Annotated in this window: 26 protein-coding genes and 1 tRNA gene; 23 read left to right on the forward strand and 4 right to left on the reverse strand. The window is 70.2% G+C overall.

Annotation, left to right across the window (positions count from 1 at the left end):
- Positions 1 to 412: 412 nt before the first annotated feature.
- Complete coding sequence (locus tag AB0K09_RS04130; protein ID WP_366063696.1) at positions 413 to 643, forward strand: hypothetical protein; 231 nt, start codon at positions 413 to 415, stop codon at positions 641 to 643.
- A gap of 114 nt (positions 644 to 757) precedes the next feature.
- Here AB0K09_RS04130 and AB0K09_RS04135 read toward each other — a convergent pair whose 3' ends face one another.
- The 3 genes from AB0K09_RS04135 to AB0K09_RS04145 all read right to left on the reverse strand — a co-directional run bounded on the left by AB0K09_RS04135 (position 758) and on the right by AB0K09_RS04145 (position 2828).
- Positions 758 to 1723, reverse strand: coding sequence for a serine protease (locus AB0K09_RS04135; RefSeq protein ID WP_366063698.1), 966 nt, complete (start codon positions 1721 to 1723; stop codon positions 758 to 760).
- 349 nt (positions 1724 to 2072) lie between these two features.
- Complete coding sequence (locus tag AB0K09_RS04140; RefSeq protein WP_366063699.1) at positions 2073 to 2264, reverse strand: hypothetical protein; 192 nt, start codon at positions 2262 to 2264, stop codon at positions 2073 to 2075.
- Between the two features lie 189 nt (positions 2265 to 2453).
- Positions 2454 to 2828, reverse strand: coding sequence for a hypothetical protein (locus AB0K09_RS04145; protein WP_366063700.1), 375 nt, complete (start codon positions 2826 to 2828; stop codon positions 2454 to 2456).
- A gap of 294 nt (positions 2829 to 3122) precedes the next feature.
- On the opposite strand from AB0K09_RS04145, the gene AB0K09_RS04150 reads away from it, so the two are divergent.
- From AB0K09_RS04150 to AB0K09_RS04255, 22 genes are all read left to right on the forward strand, one after another.
- Entirely contained in the window at positions 3123 to 3347 is a 225-nt protein-coding gene (locus AB0K09_RS04150) for a helix-turn-helix transcriptional regulator (protein ID WP_366063701.1), read from the forward strand.
- The gene (locus tag AB0K09_RS04155) at positions 3344 to 3592 is read left to right on the forward strand and encodes a hypothetical protein (protein ID WP_366063702.1); all 249 of its coding nucleotides are present in this window, start codon (positions 3344 to 3346) and stop codon (positions 3590 to 3592) included. Before AB0K09_RS04150 ends, AB0K09_RS04155 begins: the two co-directional genes overlap by 4 nt.
- 86 nt (positions 3593 to 3678) lie before the next feature.
- Entirely contained in the window at positions 3679 to 4077 is a 399-nt protein-coding gene (locus AB0K09_RS04160) for a hypothetical protein (RefSeq protein ID WP_366063703.1), read from the forward strand.
- Positions 4078 to 4153: 76 nt separating this feature from the next.
- Positions 4154 to 4552, forward strand: coding sequence for a hypothetical protein (locus AB0K09_RS04165; RefSeq protein WP_366063704.1), 399 nt, complete (start codon positions 4154 to 4156; stop codon positions 4550 to 4552).
- Positions 4549 to 4794, forward strand: coding sequence for a hypothetical protein (locus tag AB0K09_RS04170; protein WP_366063705.1), 246 nt, complete (start codon positions 4549 to 4551; stop codon positions 4792 to 4794). Before AB0K09_RS04165 ends, AB0K09_RS04170 begins: the two co-directional genes overlap by 4 nt.
- Entirely contained in the window at positions 4791 to 5063 is a 273-nt protein-coding gene (locus tag AB0K09_RS04175) for a hypothetical protein (protein ID WP_366063706.1), read from the forward strand. The genes AB0K09_RS04170 and AB0K09_RS04175 overlap by 4 nt, the downstream gene beginning before the upstream one ends.
- Complete coding sequence (locus AB0K09_RS04180) at positions 5060 to 5302, forward strand: hypothetical protein (protein WP_366063708.1); 243 nt, start codon at positions 5060 to 5062, stop codon at positions 5300 to 5302. Before AB0K09_RS04175 ends, AB0K09_RS04180 begins: the two co-directional genes overlap by 4 nt.
- On the forward strand, positions 5299 to 6336 hold the full coding sequence (locus tag AB0K09_RS04185) for a lambda-exonuclease family protein (RefSeq protein ID WP_366063709.1): 1038 nt from the start codon (positions 5299 to 5301) through the stop codon (positions 6334 to 6336). Before AB0K09_RS04180 ends, AB0K09_RS04185 begins: the two co-directional genes overlap by 4 nt.
- A gap of 1 nt (position 6337) precedes the next feature.
- Positions 6338 to 7108 carry an ERF family protein gene (locus AB0K09_RS04190; protein WP_366063710.1) on the forward strand — a complete coding sequence of 257 codons (771 nt, stop codon included), beginning with the start codon at positions 6338 to 6340 and terminating at the stop codon, positions 7106 to 7108.
- Entirely contained in the window at positions 7105 to 7839 is a 735-nt protein-coding gene (locus AB0K09_RS04195; RefSeq protein WP_366063711.1) for an exonuclease domain-containing protein, read from the forward strand. Before AB0K09_RS04190 ends, AB0K09_RS04195 begins: the two co-directional genes overlap by 4 nt.
- Complete coding sequence (locus AB0K09_RS04200) at positions 7829 to 8338, forward strand: hypothetical protein (RefSeq protein ID WP_366063712.1); 510 nt, start codon at positions 7829 to 7831, stop codon at positions 8336 to 8338. Before AB0K09_RS04195 ends, AB0K09_RS04200 begins: the two co-directional genes overlap by 11 nt.
- 199 nt (positions 8339 to 8537) lie before the next feature.
- Positions 8538 to 8855 (forward strand): hypothetical protein, encoded by a 318-nt coding sequence (locus AB0K09_RS04205; protein ID WP_366063713.1) that lies wholly within the window; start codon positions 8538 to 8540, stop codon positions 8853 to 8855.
- Positions 8852 to 9118 carry a hypothetical protein gene (locus AB0K09_RS04210; RefSeq protein ID WP_366063714.1) on the forward strand — a complete coding sequence of 89 codons (267 nt, stop codon included), beginning with the start codon at positions 8852 to 8854 and terminating at the stop codon, positions 9116 to 9118. Before AB0K09_RS04205 ends, AB0K09_RS04210 begins: the two co-directional genes overlap by 4 nt.
- On the forward strand, positions 9115 to 9336 hold the full coding sequence (locus AB0K09_RS04215) for a hypothetical protein (protein WP_366063715.1): 222 nt from the start codon (positions 9115 to 9117) through the stop codon (positions 9334 to 9336). The genes AB0K09_RS04210 and AB0K09_RS04215 overlap by 4 nt, the downstream gene beginning before the upstream one ends.
- A complete protein-coding gene (locus AB0K09_RS04220; RefSeq protein WP_366063716.1) occupies positions 9333 to 9827 on the forward strand; it encodes a hypothetical protein in 495 nt (164 codons plus the stop codon). The genes AB0K09_RS04215 and AB0K09_RS04220 overlap by 4 nt, the downstream gene beginning before the upstream one ends.
- Positions 9824 to 10654 (forward strand): helix-turn-helix domain-containing protein, encoded by an 831-nt coding sequence (locus tag AB0K09_RS04225; protein ID WP_366063717.1) that lies wholly within the window; start codon positions 9824 to 9826, stop codon positions 10652 to 10654. The genes AB0K09_RS04220 and AB0K09_RS04225 overlap by 4 nt, the downstream gene beginning before the upstream one ends.
- Before the next feature lie 88 nt (positions 10655 to 10742).
- Complete coding sequence (locus AB0K09_RS04230) at positions 10743 to 11300, forward strand: helix-turn-helix domain-containing protein (protein ID WP_366063718.1); 558 nt, start codon at positions 10743 to 10745, stop codon at positions 11298 to 11300.
- A complete protein-coding gene (locus AB0K09_RS04235; protein WP_366063719.1) occupies positions 11297 to 11596 on the forward strand; it encodes a WhiB family transcriptional regulator in 300 nt (99 codons plus the stop codon). Before AB0K09_RS04230 ends, AB0K09_RS04235 begins: the two co-directional genes overlap by 4 nt.
- Positions 11593 to 12090, forward strand: a complete 498-nt coding sequence (locus AB0K09_RS04240) for a hypothetical protein (protein WP_366063720.1) — start codon at positions 11593 to 11595, stop codon at positions 12088 to 12090. Before AB0K09_RS04235 ends, AB0K09_RS04240 begins: the two co-directional genes overlap by 4 nt.
- Before the next feature lie 57 nt (positions 12091 to 12147).
- A tRNA-Leu gene (locus tag AB0K09_RS04245) sits at positions 12148 to 12221 on the forward strand.
- A 35-nt stretch (positions 12222 to 12256) separates the two neighbouring features.
- Positions 12257 to 12946 (forward strand): Bro-N domain-containing protein, encoded by a 690-nt coding sequence (locus AB0K09_RS04250; RefSeq protein ID WP_366063721.1) that lies wholly within the window; start codon positions 12257 to 12259, stop codon positions 12944 to 12946.
- Positions 12943 to 13146, forward strand: a complete 204-nt coding sequence (locus AB0K09_RS04255) for a helix-turn-helix domain-containing protein (protein ID WP_366063722.1) — start codon at positions 12943 to 12945, stop codon at positions 13144 to 13146. The genes AB0K09_RS04250 and AB0K09_RS04255 overlap by 4 nt, the downstream gene beginning before the upstream one ends.
- A 310-nt stretch (positions 13147 to 13456) precedes the next feature.
- On the opposite strand, the gene AB0K09_RS04260 is transcribed toward AB0K09_RS04255, so the two are convergent.
- Positions 13457 to 13654 (reverse strand): hypothetical protein, encoded by a 198-nt coding sequence (locus tag AB0K09_RS04260; protein WP_366063723.1) that lies wholly within the window; start codon positions 13652 to 13654, stop codon positions 13457 to 13459.
- Positions 13655 to 13768 lie beyond the last annotated feature (114 nt).

The raw sequence follows: 13768 nt of genomic DNA on the forward strand, positions 1-13768 counted from the left end.
CGAGTGTGGGCACATGGGTGGCTCGGTTGCCGTTCAGAGGGTACCGAGGCCTGGTAGAGCCTTTGTGCCGCCACCCGTAGGAACAACCATGCTAATCCAGAGTCGATCAGGCGTTCGATACCTCGATGGGGTGACGTGCACATCACGTTCCCTTGGAGGCATGAACCATTTAGGCTCCGGGCACGTCCTGAAGAACAACCGGCAAGCCAGCCGGCAGGACGGCACCCCCCGATGACAACCCCCAGCGACGTGAATCCGTAAGCCCACCGCAATACGGCTCATTCGCCGCCAACCGTCAAGATCCGGCTCACTCGGAAGGAAGTTTCGAGGAAAAGCCACGAGCGGGAACGTTTTCGGCCTGGTTGGATGTTGACCCTGGTACGACAGCTCGTCGAGCTAGAGAAGAGGCGACGTGACTACTGTTCTGACCCCCGCGAGCCCGCTGACGGCCGCTGACCGCTGCGACCGGTGCGGCGCTCAGGCTTACCTGCGCGTCGTTCTCATGAGCGGCGGTGAACTGCTCTTCTGCGCTCACCACGGGCGCAAGTTCGAGCCGGAACTCAAGAAGATCGCCGCGGAGATACAGGACGAGACGGACCGACTGACCGCCGTCCCCGCGTCGGCGCCGGACGAGGACCGCTGAGGCCTCCTTTTTGGAACGCTGACACATCGCATCCGACGACGAGCGAGGTCCTGCCCTCCAGGCCTGGACAGCGCGGGCGGCACCCCTTCGGGGACGCCGCCCGTTCTCGTACCCTCACCCACCCCCGTCCAGTTGCCTGAAGGGCGGCCGCAGGGGCAGCGTCGGCAGCACGACGTGCGGCGGGCGCGGGAACGGCGGCCTGATGGGCGGTCTGGCCGGCGGCTTCGTCGGTGCCGGCGCGGGCTGCGAAGGCGGCTGCCCGGGCGTGTCCACGAGGTGCTGCTGCACCAGGGTGGCGACCGAGGCCATCCGCGTGTAGACACCCGGCCGGCCCGGGAGCGCGCAGCCGTTCCCCCACGACACCAGCCCCACCAGACGCCCACCCGCCACCAGGGGCCCTCCACTGTCCCCCTGACAGGCGTCCTTGCCGCCCGCGGGCAATCCGGCGCAGAGCATCGTCGCGGGCCGGTAGGCGCCCTCTGGGCCCCCTGGATAGGCCTCCTGGCACATCTCGTCCTCCAGGACCTTCACCCGCGCCCCGTGCAGGGTGTCCGCATAGCTGCCGTTGCCCACGGTGTCGCCCCAGCCGTAGACGTTGACCTCCGTTCCCGGCTTGTACACGGCGTCGCCCTGCGTCGCCATCGCGATCCGGTAGGTGTCGGGCACCGGCTGCGCCAGGGTGAGCACGGCGATGTCACCCGAGTTGGTCTGCGAATCGAACGCCGGATTGACCCAGGCCTTCTCCAGCGCCACCTCGGCACCGCTGCTGGTTCTGAGGTCACCCCGGCCGACGATCACCCGCAGGTCCTTCGCGTCCGCCACATCGGTGCCCAGCACCTCACGGCTCAGGCAGTGCGCCGCCGTGACGACCGTCCTGCGCGCCACCAGGGCGCCGCCGCAGAACTGCCCGGAGCGGGAGTTCCCGAAGCGTTCACGGCTCGCCAGGGCCACCGTCCAGGGCACGTCCTCGATCTTGACGACCTGGCCGCCGACGACGCCGCGGTCCTCCGCCCGTACGGAGGCCGGTGCCGCCAGCGCCAGCACGACCGCCCAGACCAGCGGATGGCTGAGGGCACGCATGAGCTCTCCTGACGCTACGGAGTTCCTTGCACACCCAGCGTGACCCCGGACGGCGATCACCGCATCCGGAAAGGGCCCGGGGACACCGAAGTGGCCCACATCGGAAAACGGCAGCGGGGCCCGGCACCTCCCGAGAGGTGCCGGGCCCCGCTGCCGATGCGTCGTCGCCGACGCGGGCTCTTCCGGGCCCGGATCAGTCCAGGTAGTCCCGCACTACACGGAGCTGAGCGCTGTGCTTGAGCAGGAGTTCCCTGGATCCGTCCGCGCCCTATGCTGCGCAATACCCTTGATTGAGATACGTTCGCCGGTTCACACTCAGGGGTCGGCCGCGAGGTGGGTGGCGGTTCGGTCAGGCATGAAGATGGCGGGTGACCGACATGGCGCCAGCCAAGCGCGGCACCAGTTGACACAGGAGCTGAAGGGCTGCGCTCTCCGTCGTCTCACGGGGGTCGAACATCACGCGCACATGCCGGCCGTAGTCCTTGTAGACCATGGCGACCCCCCGATCGAGAGACCCCCGCTCGACACGCACTTCGGTCATGCGACCCCCTTGTCCCGCACGCCGATCCAGGCAGGCCTGTTCCGCACGTACGTTCGATCCGCGCGAGGTCCCCATACTGTAGGGCCCGAGAAGGCCTCCAGGTAGACAACCGCGAGAGGTGTCGGTCGAGTCGTACGTTTGTGCCGCCCGCATATGCCTGGTCACCCAGGGAAGTGGTTGCGCACGAAACTAAGAGTGCTCCTCGCCGGACCAGCGATCAAGGACTCGGCGAGAGTTGCTGAGATCGCCTTCGCCAACCTCGGGACGGTGGACCATGACACCGTTGTCAGTCTCGGTGACGACGTACCCGGTGTACTGATAGGCGGCCGCGGCCTGTACCCGGACGAGCGGCTGACCGGTGCCGGCGGCGATCGCTCGCACAAGCTCGGGGTTCACCTTCACATCTTGCCCGCTGGCGATCTTCCAAAGCAGGTTGGCACTTGGCTTGTAGTCGCTCTCGGGGTCCACGCATCGCTCGCTGAGCGCCACGAAGGTGAGCTTGCCCTCCCCGCCCGCACGCTCCTTTACCAGCTCGGTAAGGGTCTCCGGCTGCCGAGTCGCCATTACGAGGTCTCCATGTCCCGTCGCGGAGGGGATCAGGTGCGCCTGTTACACCCGACGTGGGGTCCACCCGCGGCGAGCCCATTGTCCACATACGCGAACGGGTACGGCCATGCAGCCTGCGTGAAGAGTCCGAAAAGGACCGCACGCGTGGACAGCTGCAACAGAATGGCGCGGCCCGTGGACATACAGTCAGCACTGTGCTTAGCTATCCCCATCCCCGAACGGGGATGAGGGAAGGCCCACATGCACCATGTTCGGTACCGCCTGCACGACGGTCCACTGCTGAGGCGCCTCATGGCCCATCCCGAGTCCGGCGGGGCAGTACACACAGTCCGCAGCCTGGCCAGGGCTACAGGAGTCTCCTGGAGCAAGATCCACCGACTGATCACGGAGGAGCGGCCGACCGTTACGCGCGACCAGGCGGACCGTATCGCCAATGCCGTGCAAGTCAACAGAAAGGCACTTTTTACGCCCACGTCATCTCCATTCGGGGATGCGAATGAAGGGAAGGGTGTATGACCCCCGAAGAGCGCACCCAGCGCGCGAAGCTCGCGGCTCACATGAGTTGGGCCAAAACCGCCGACCCGACCGCTCGGACGGCGAAGGCGCGCGAGGCGGCCATGGACCGATTCGAAAAGGAAGCAGACCCGGAGGGCGTGCTTCCTCCCGCTGAGCGGGCCCGCATCGCCAACCACCTCAAGAAGGCTCACTTCGCGCGTATGGCACTCGAGTCGGCCAAGAAGCGTCGCCTGAGGGCCGCTTAGCCACCAAAGACCGGGGCCGCCCCGCGACGGCCAAGCAGCGGGACGACCCCTCGGCTTCACCTCAACGAACCCAAGGAGGCTCCACCGTGAGCGCACATCCTATCGATCGCCCACCCCAGGCCCTGTCGGCCTTGATGGTCCAACGCGACAACGCGATTGCCGTCGACGTTCTGCGGGACTACACCGACCTGCCGGCTCCGACGATCGTCCCGCGTCCGTACGGCGTGCACGTGATCGTCGCGGACATCGAGGAGCTCGGTGACTGGCTGATCGAGCGCGGCGGCGAGATCCGCATCAGCCCCCAGTACGACGACGTCGAGGTGTGGACGCTGCACACCGCGACGCCCGCGCTGCCGGACGGCTCCGGTGCCGTGGTGGTGCGGGTGTCGGTAGTCCTCCCGACCGGTGAGCGTGTACGCGACGAGATCCGGGCCGCCGTCGGCCGGACCGTGCCCAGCCGGCATGAGGTCGGGGGTGAGGAGTAGTGATCTGGCTCCAGGTGCTCAACCTCGTCGGTCTCGTCGCCCTCGTCATCGCCATTTTCGCTCGGGGGGGTCAGCGATGACTGGTAGGCCTCATCCGAAGCCAGGACTTCGCTTCACCAGCGCCAACGGCGAGGTGGTGTTGCACGCCGACCTGGCCCGGCACGCCACGCTCACTGCGCTGGTCGCGGCGTGGCATGAGAAGGGTGCGCCGGACGACATCTTCGAAGCTCTGGAACACCTCGCGGACGTCTGCGCCCCGGACCGCGACGCGCACCCTGCCATGGTCGATGCAGCGGTCGAGGACCTCGAGGACGCGGCGTGCATGGAGGAGCTGAACCTCCGGATCAGCTGGCACGACGCCGAGCGGCTGCACGCGGAACTGGGCGCGCTCCTCCGAGGCCGGCGTCTGTCGGCGAGGCCGGTGCTCGGGCAGCGAGTGCCGGAGCAGCGAACCGAGAGCGGTGACGCCGCATGAGCGCCGTGCCTCCGTTCTGCTCCCGGGTCGTCGACCTGCTGGAGGCCATCCGTCGCCAGGGCGGTACGTGGACTACTCATCGCGTGCTGGCGACGCACCAGCGCAACGGCCACTCGGCGCCGAAGCGGGCCACGGCCCGCCGCGATCTCGACCTTCTGACGCGGGCGGGTTACCTGAACCGCCACTGCGAGCCGGGCCGGGACTTCTTCACCCTCAGCGAGTCGAAGGGCGGTGCCCGATGACCGGGCCGGAGCACTACCGGGAGGCCGAGCGGCTGCTTGCCGCTGCCAGCGCGTGGATGGACGCGGACCTGGGTTGGAAGGCGCATCTGTCCGCCGAGGAACGGTTGGCGTTCCGCTCGGCGGACCTGGCCACCGCTCAGGTTCACTCGACGCTCGCCGTTGCGGCTGCAACAGCCCTTGTCGATGAGACGCCGCGCGGCGACTCCTTCCGTGAGTACCGCGCCTGGCTGGGTGCTGCCTCGGGCTACGAGCGGGGTGAAGCCGAGTGAGCGCGATGTCACAGCGCAGGCCTGGGGATTCAGCCTGCGGCTCGGGGCGGATCGTGCCGCTGCGCGATTGGGAGCGCGTGCTCGGTCAGGTCGAGCGCGGTGAAGTCCGCGCCGGCCCGGATGCCGCCCGGGCGATCGCTGCGCGGCACCAGGCGGCATACGGCAGTGCCGTCTGGCCGTCCCAGGCGGACGTCGCTTGGGCGGACGCCGTGGCGGCGCTGAAGGAGGAGGCCGCATGACGAACGCCGCGCTGGCCGGGGCTTCGGCCCCGGCCGCCGGTCGCCGGGTCACCCCCACCGGCCGGCTCATCCTCCCCGCTGACACGGACCGCGAACGGTGGCTGCAAGCCCGCCGTTCCGGCATCGGATCCAGCGACGTCCCCGCCATCCTCGGCCTCGTCGAGCACACCCCGCCGATCAAGGTCTACTACGACAAGCTCGGCCACAACGTCGATGACGCCGGCGAGGCCGCCTACTGGGGCACCGTCAACGAAGAGCCGGTCGCCCGCCGGTGGGCCATGCAGAACCGCTCTGTGATCCGCCGCGTCGGCCTCGTCGCCCACGTCGATCACCCTCACTGGATCACCACCCTCGACCGCCGGGTCACTCAGTGCCCGCTGGGGTCCGAAGAACAGGCTCCGTGCGCGCTGGAGATCAAGACCCGGTCCGCGTTCAAGTCCGCGCAGTGGCACGCCGGGGCTCCGGATGACGTCACGGCCCAGGTGCTGTGGCAGATCATCGTCAACGGCTACGCGCACATGCACTACGGCGTCCTCATCGGCGGCAACGAGTACCACCAGGGCACGATCCGGGCCGACCACTACCGCGACGTGATGGCGGACATCACCGTGGCGGTCGACCGGTTCTGGTACGAGCACGTCCAGGCGCAGGTGCCGCCGGAGCCTGCCGGGGACGGCGAGGCACTCGCGAAGCTGTTTCGCCGTCTCCACCCCACCCGCTCCGGCATGGTCGCCGTCGACCGGCACCCGGACGCCTTGGACGCGCTCCTCGACTACAGCCGCCACCAGCGCGACGAGGCCGACGCGCGCAAGGCGAAGGCCTCCGCGAAGGCCCGTCTGATCGCCGCTCTCGGCAAGGCCCAGACCGCGCTGATCGGCGGCGAGCGCGCCTACTCGCTGGAGCCCACGAAGGCAGCTCCGAAGGTCGACCTGGAGCTGCTCGCCGAGCGCTGGCCCGATGCCTACGAGGCCTGCGTGACGCCCAATCCGACCGAACGTCTCGACATCGCCAAGCAGTTCAAGGGGGGCATCTGAGATGGGTCTGCGCGAGAACGCAGCCGCTGCCGCCGGCCGCGCCCCGGCCGCCGACGAGCCGCCGACCAGCAGCTACGACCCGGGTCCGTATGAGGAGCCCGACGTGCCCGAGGCGGACCTGACGGGCGACCCCGACAAGGTTGATGCCATCACCGCATGGCTGCGCGTCATGGGAGATGTCCGCGTCGTCCGCAAGGCCCAGCGATTCGACGGTGGCCGCGCGGGCAAGTTCAACTTCCGCGGCGTTGACGCGGTGTACAACGCCTTCGGCCCGATCTGCCGCAGGCACGGTGTGGCCGTGTTCCCGGTGAAGACGACCGCGGAGTATCGCGACATCGCCACCAGCAGCGGCGGCAAGATGCGCGAGTGCACCGCCACGGTCACTTACCGGGTCTACGGCCCGTCCGGTGACTTCATCGAGACCCAGACCATGGGTGAGGCCACCGACACCGGTAGCCGGTCCACGCCGAAGGCGCAGTCTGTGGCGTTGCGCACGCTGATGCTGACCGGCGGCATGGTCCCGACCGAGGACCGCGACCCCGACGCGGACCCGGTCGAGCGCGGCCACGAGGCCCCGGCCCGCCCGGCGGAGTCCTACCGCGACGAGATCCTCAACCCGAAGACGTCACCCGGCCGGTTGCAGCAGATCGGCTACGAGCTGACGAATTTGCGGATGCTCGGCCGGAAGGTCCAGAACGAGACTGGCGAGTGGGAGACCCTCGACGACCTCGGCCGCCGGATCTACGCCGAGCGCACGGGCGGTGGCGCATGACCTGGCACACCGGCCGCATGTGCGGCTTCGACCTGGAGACCACAGGACCCGATCCGGAGACCGCGCGGATCGTCACCGCGTGCGTCGTGCGGTGCGGCGGCGGCCGGGACACCGAGTCGACGACCTGGCTCTCGGACGTCGACGGGCAGGAGATACCGGCGGAGGCCGCCGCGATCCACGGCATCACCACCGAGCGGTCCCGCGCCGAGGGCACGGACCTGTGCCAGGTCGTCGAGGAGGTCCTGGGCGCATTGTCGGGCGCCGTCCTGGACGGCGTGCCGATCGTGGCGATGAACGCCCGCTACGACCTGACTCTCTTGGACCGCGAAGCACGCCGGTACGGAATGACGCCGTTGACCGACCGGGTTGGTGACCGGCTGTGCGTCCTCGATCCCTTCGTGATCGACAAGCGCATCGACCGGTCCCGGCGCGGAAAGCGCAGGTTGGTCGACCTGTGTCGGCACTACCGCGTCCCGCTCGACGGGGCGCATTCGGCGGACGCGGATGCGCTCGCCGCGTGCCGCGTCGCCTGGCGCATCGGCCAGGAGCAGGCCGACATCGGCTCCGCGTCCCTGCCCGTCCTCCACCAGCAGCAGATCGAGTGGGCGGCCGAGCAGGCCGCATCGCTCGCGGCCTACCTCGCCCGCACGCCCGGCAGAGAGCACGAGGCCGCCAGGGTTCGCCCCGAGTGGCCGCTCATCCCCGCGCAGGAGGTCCGTGATGCCCGTTAAGCGAAGTACATATGCCGACCTCCGTGAGCGGTTCCGCGCGGTCGTCGTCGAGCGGGAGCACCTGCGTCGCAACCTGGCGCGACTGGAGGCGGAGCTCAAGGCCGAGCGAGGGGCGCGCCGCATTCTCCGGCGTGAACTGGACGAGGCCCAGGAGAAGATCACACAGCTCGATGGCCGGACGCGGCGGCTTGACGGGCTGCTCCGCTCGGCGCAGCAGGACCAGGCCGCTGAGGTCGTGCGGCTCGGCCGCCGCCTGGAGCGTGCCGTGCGCGGCTGCGCCCGCTATCGCGGGGAGCTGGTCAAGGCGCGCCAGCCGCGTCCTGCGCCGTCGGTCAGGCGGGAGTTGGAGCTGCTGAACCGGCGGTGCCGCGAGCTCGATGAGCGCCTGGTCTTCCTCACCGACCAGAACGACCGGCTCTCGCGGGAGCGCGTCGACGCGGCCGGGACACTCGTCGTCCAGCGGCCGGACGGGCGGGAGCCGGGGGTGAGCGCGCAATGATCGCCATCCTGCTGGCTGCCTTCCGGTCTGCCAGCGCCGGGCGCCGACCGGCCCGGCACGCCGTCTTCACGCCGGTGGCCGCCGGGACCCGCTGGCTCCCCTGTCCGGCCATCGCCTGCGCGCACCTGACCACCCGGCACGCTCCGGCGCCGGGCGGGCACCGGTGCACCGAGTGCGGCCACATCCGGGGGGAGCAGCGATGATCCCCACCAACTTCACGATCCTGGCGCTGGTGTGCATCGGCCTCGCCGCCTGCGGCGCCGTCGCGCTCTACCTCGTCGGCGGGCTGGTCTACGTCGTCGTCTGGGCCGTGCGTGCGACGCGCCGGCCCGGTCGGCACCGGGCCCCGCGCGGCGGCATTCCGACCACCGCGGCCGCCGTCGACTCGCTCGCCGGGCTCCACCTGCTCCGGCGCTGCGCCGCCGAGGACCGTCACACCCTCCATGAGATCCACGCCGACGGCTCCGCGACCTGCTGGGTCTGCCAGGTGACCACGCCCAAGGGGGACGACTCATGACCTACGACATCACCGAGGAAACCACCCCAGGCACGAAGGCGCACGCGACGGCGCTGGCGCGGGCCGCGCGGCACGCCGAGCAGCGGCCGCTCCAGCCGGATGTCGAGGCCCTGCTGCGGGCGCTCGTCAACGGCACACAGCGAGACGAGGCGCTGGCGCCTCGCCTGGAGATCTGGCGGTACGCCATCCGCAACGGGCAGGGGCGCCTGGTCGCTACCGACGCCGGCCGGGCGTACCTGATGGCCCGGGGCGGTGCCCTGTGACCGTCCTCGCCGTCATCGCCCTGGCCATCTGGATGGCCGGTATCGCGATCATCGCTGTTCTCCTGCCCCGGCTCCGGCAGGAGAACGCCGAATTCGATGCCGCGTTCGTTGTCGACCCGGTCCGGGCCTGTCTGGCCTCTGCCGTGGTCATCGTCGCGTGGCCCGGTGCTCTGCTCGTCGTCGGCATCAGCCGCCTTGTCGAGCGGAGGAACCGGTGACCGTCCCCGCCCGCCCAGTGCCTGCCCCGGCTCCGGCCGGGGCGGGCCCCCGCCCCCGCGTCTTCCTCGTCGTCCTCCCCGCCGGGCTGCGGCTGCTCAACGCCAACGAGCGCGCGCACTACCGGCGCAGAGCCGAGATCACCAAGGCGCTCCGCGACGCCGCGATGGAAGCCGTCGGCGACCACCAGACCCTGATGCTGGCGCTCGCCGCGGCCAAGCCCGGGCCGCTGTTCCAGCGCGCGCACGTCCTCGGCGTTCTCCACCCGCCCACGCGCGGTCGGCGCGACCCCGCCAACTGGTATCCGTCCTTCAAGGCCGCCGTCGACGGCCTCGTCGACGCCGGCGTGCTGGAGGACGACGACCACACCCACCTCCTGGGCCCCGACATGCGCATCGGCTCGCTCGTCAAGGGCGGCCAGATCGCGCTGCGGATTCGTGAGCTCGCCCCCGGCGAGCAGTGGCCGGACCTGGGCGCGGAGGTGACCAGATGACCAAGCTGCCGCCTCACGGCCACATCAGTCGCTACAAGTACCACGGCTGCAAGTGTCTGACCTGCATGGACGGATGGCGCGACTACAACCGCACCCGGCGGCGCGAGCAGGCATACGGCCGGTGGCAGCCCACCGTGGACGCCGGCATCGTCCGCGCCCATCTGAAGGTGCTGCGCGAGTCCGGGCTCGGCATCCGGCGCATCGCCGAACTTGCCGGCGTCGCCCAGTCGACCGTCGCCCGCCTGCTTTACACCTTCGAGGGCTGCTCACCGCGCAAGGTGGTCCAGCGGAAGACCGCCCAGCGCATCCTCGCGGTCCGCCCGCACCTGGCGATCCTCGCCGACGGGGCCGTGATCGAAGCCACCGGTACCCGGCGGCGGATCCAGGCCCTCGTCGCCCGGGGATGGACCCACCGCGCTCTCGCCCCTCACCTGGGCGTGAACGAGCTGTACGTCGGCGACCTCGCGCAGCAGCCCGCGGTGACCGCGCGCCTCGCCCGCAAGGTCGTCGAGGTCTACGACCTGCTGTGGGACGCGGATCCGCTCGAGCACGGCGTATCCCAGTGGTCCGTGAACCGGTCACGGGCGTTGGCCGAGCGCCGGGGCTGGGCGCCGCCGATGGCCTGGGACGACGACCGGCTCGACGACCCGGCCGCGCGCCCGGACCTCGGGTCCCACTGGCGTCGCTGGGGCGAAACGCAAGCCGAGATCGCGTGGCTGCTGGCGGCCGGCGAAACCGCCCCGAACGTGATCGCCGCGCGGCTGAATCTCAGCGAGAGCGCAGTTCAGCGTTCCCTCGCTCGGGCCCGCGGCAAGGGGGTGGCGTGATGCCCGAAAACTCCCTGGCAGACGCCCCTAAGACGCACTCCCATGCCCTGGCCGGCTGCCAGAGGCCCGACCGGCCGGAGGTGTCCCGATGAGCAGGTATGCCACGAGGGAGCAGATCGTCCAGCTCCTGCGTGAAGGCCTCAGCAACCACGCCATCGCACGTGAACTCGGCTGCGACAGGCACCGAGTCGGCGCGCTCCGCCATGAACTCGGCATCGCACCGGTCCCCCTGCAACCACTGACCCTCGAACAGAAGTGGGAAGCCCGCACCCGGCCCGTCGAGGGCGGCCACCTGGAATGGACCGGCGAGCGGCAGAGCACCAGCGGCACCCCCGTCCTGCGCTACCGCGAGCGCTCGTACAGCCCCGCCGCAATCGCCTTCCGGATCCAGCACGGCCGCGAGCCGGAGGGCTACGTCCGCGCGGACTGTGGCTTCAAGCACTGCGTGGCTCCCGGACACGTTGACGACATGTCCGCCCGTCTGCGGACCCGCGAGCAGCTGCGCTATCTCACCGGCCACGCCCAGCGCCCGGCTGTCTGCGCCCACGGCCACGACCAGGCCAAGCAGGGGCGCTACGAGGCTGACGGGCGTGCGTACTGCGAGGCCTGCAAGGCCCACCAGCGGAAGGCAGGGAGGAAGTCGTGACCACCTTCAACCACGCTCGCCAGGCACTTCCCCGGACCACTTCGTGGCGTGAGAGGGCGGCCTGCCAATTCGAAGACCCCGAACTCTTCTTTCCCGAAGCCGAAACCGTCACTGCCATCCAGATCGCCAGGCGCTTTTGCATCTCTTCCGGCTGCCCAGTCATCAAGGAGTGCCTGAATTCAGCGATGAAGGAAGAAGGCAGCGCGCAGCCGAAATTCCGCTACGGGGTCTGGGGAGCCACCGGTCCGAGCGACCGCTACAAGCTCTACCTGGGCCGCGAGAGGCGGCCCTCATGAGCGGCATATGGCCGCCCGCCGACCTCCCCGGCCTTCACGTCGACCTCGGCCGCTGGCACCCGCGCGCCGGCACCTGGCTCGTCCTGCCGACCGCCGACTACCGATGCGCCTGCGGCTGGGCCGAAAGCGCCGCCGGCGACGCGGTCGAGGCCTTCGCGGCCACCGTTCACCGCACTCACCGATCCGACTGCCCTCTCACGAAGGACGCCTCCATGAAGCGCCCCCTCGCCGCGGCCGCGGCAACGCTCCTGCTCGCCGGCACGCTCACCGCCTGCGGCGAATCGTCCGATGACGGCTGCGGCACCGGCCAGGCCGTCGCCGCGATGGCCGCGCCGCAGCGCACCGGCGGGTCCTCGCACCGCAGTGGCGGCCGCACCAGCACGTCGAAGACGAAGCCGAAGTCCGCGAGGACGAAGCCGAAGCCCGCGTCGAAGTCCAAGCCCACGAAGAAGCCCAAGGACCACGACCACGACGGCGTGTGCGACGACGACTGACCACCCCCACAGCGGCCCCGGGGCGGGGCGACCACGCACCCCCGCCCCGGGCGCCAAGCCCGGGTCGCTCAACAGGTAGAAGCAGCCGCCTTAAAAGCGGTCCAGTGCGAGTTCGAATCTCGCCCCGGGCACCCCGAATCCCGCCACGCGAAAGGCGAAACGGTTCATGAATATCGAGCGCTTCACCACCGGCGAATTCGACATCGAGATACTCCCGCGCGGCAACTCGTTCATCGTCCTCGCCGCCGGCCTCGCCAAGGGCCTGTCCTACAAGGACGCCTGGAACATGCTCCGCAGCGTGCCCGACGACGAGAAGGGGTCCTCACTGGTGAGGACCCCTGGCGGTGACCAGCACATTTGGCACCTCACCGAACCCGGCTTCTACCGCGTGATCGGCCAGCGCCGGGCCAGCAGCATCAAGGACACCGTGATCCGCGACCGGGTCGACCGCTTCCAGCGCTGGGTCTTCCACGACGTCCTGCCGTCCCTGCGCGCCCACGGCCGCTACGAACTGCCCGTGCCGGGCGGTCTCGCCGAGCCGGTCGTGCTGACCTGGGAGAAGGCCGCCGCCCACCTCCGGCAGCGCTACGGCCTGCCGGTCGACGACGCGCTCCAGCTCCGCGAGCGGCTGACCGACGCCGGCGTCCTCAAGCTCACCGGAACGCCCCGGAAGGAATGGCGAGACCTCTTCTGGCCGACCGGGAGCCGATTCGACATCCACGCCCACGCGCTGCCCATCCTCGCCGGCCGCCTGACCCGCGTGCTGTACGACCTGGCCGCGGCGCAGACCGGGGTGCAGACGGCGCTGGAGCTGGACGCGATCGGCCGGGCGAGCCTCGAGGACGGTCTGCGGTGAGCGCGCATCTGCGCGGCGAGGAGCGCGCCCGGCTCGCCGCGGAGCTCGCCGCGCGGTACACCGCCGGGGCCACGATGCAGCAACTCGCCATCGAGACCGGACGCTCCTACACGCTGGTGCGCCACCTGCTGCACGAGGCGAAGACGCCGATCCGCCCGCCGGGTCTGCCCAAGGGCACCATGCCCAGGCGGTCGAGGTGACGCGGCGCCCGGGCGGCGCGGCGCACGCGACCTGCGACCGGTGCGGCTGGCCGACATTGCAGCAGCTGGTCGGTCAGCGGGCCGCGCTGTCGGTCGTGGCTGACGCCGAGGAGATGTCCGCGGAGGTCGCGCAGGGGTTCCGGGAGCCGAACCGGCTCGCGTGGTGCCTGCGCACGACGGGCACGGGGCCGGATCTGCGGTGGACGACGAGTTGCCCGTCACCGTGTCCGTATCCGCACGTGCTCGATCACCGGTGCCCGCCGGGAACGCCGCGCGGGCGCCGGCCGAAGGGGACTCTGTGGTGAACCGCTCAGGACTCGGAGTTCTCGGCGGCCACTTCGCGCTGCTGCCGGCGCCAGGCAGCCACCTCGCGCTTGACGTGCATGCGGATGTCCGCGGAGCGGGTCAGGCCCTTGGCCTTGCAGGCCAGCTCGTAGGCAGCCCAGTCCTCATCGTCGATGCGCACGACTCGGTTCGTGGTGTGGGTGTCCTTGGCTCGGCTGACCATGGCGACACCCTACGGCTTGCATATGCACCGCGTCCACCAAAGCCCTTGATCGTGCATATGCACAGCGCTATCTTATGCATATGCACGACGGGCTCTGAAGAGGGGCTTCGTTCC

The sequence above is a fragment of the Streptomyces sp. NPDC049577 genome, from assembly GCF_040675635.1.
Taxonomy (GTDB): Bacteria; Actinomycetota; Actinomycetes; order Streptomycetales; family Streptomycetaceae; genus Streptomyces.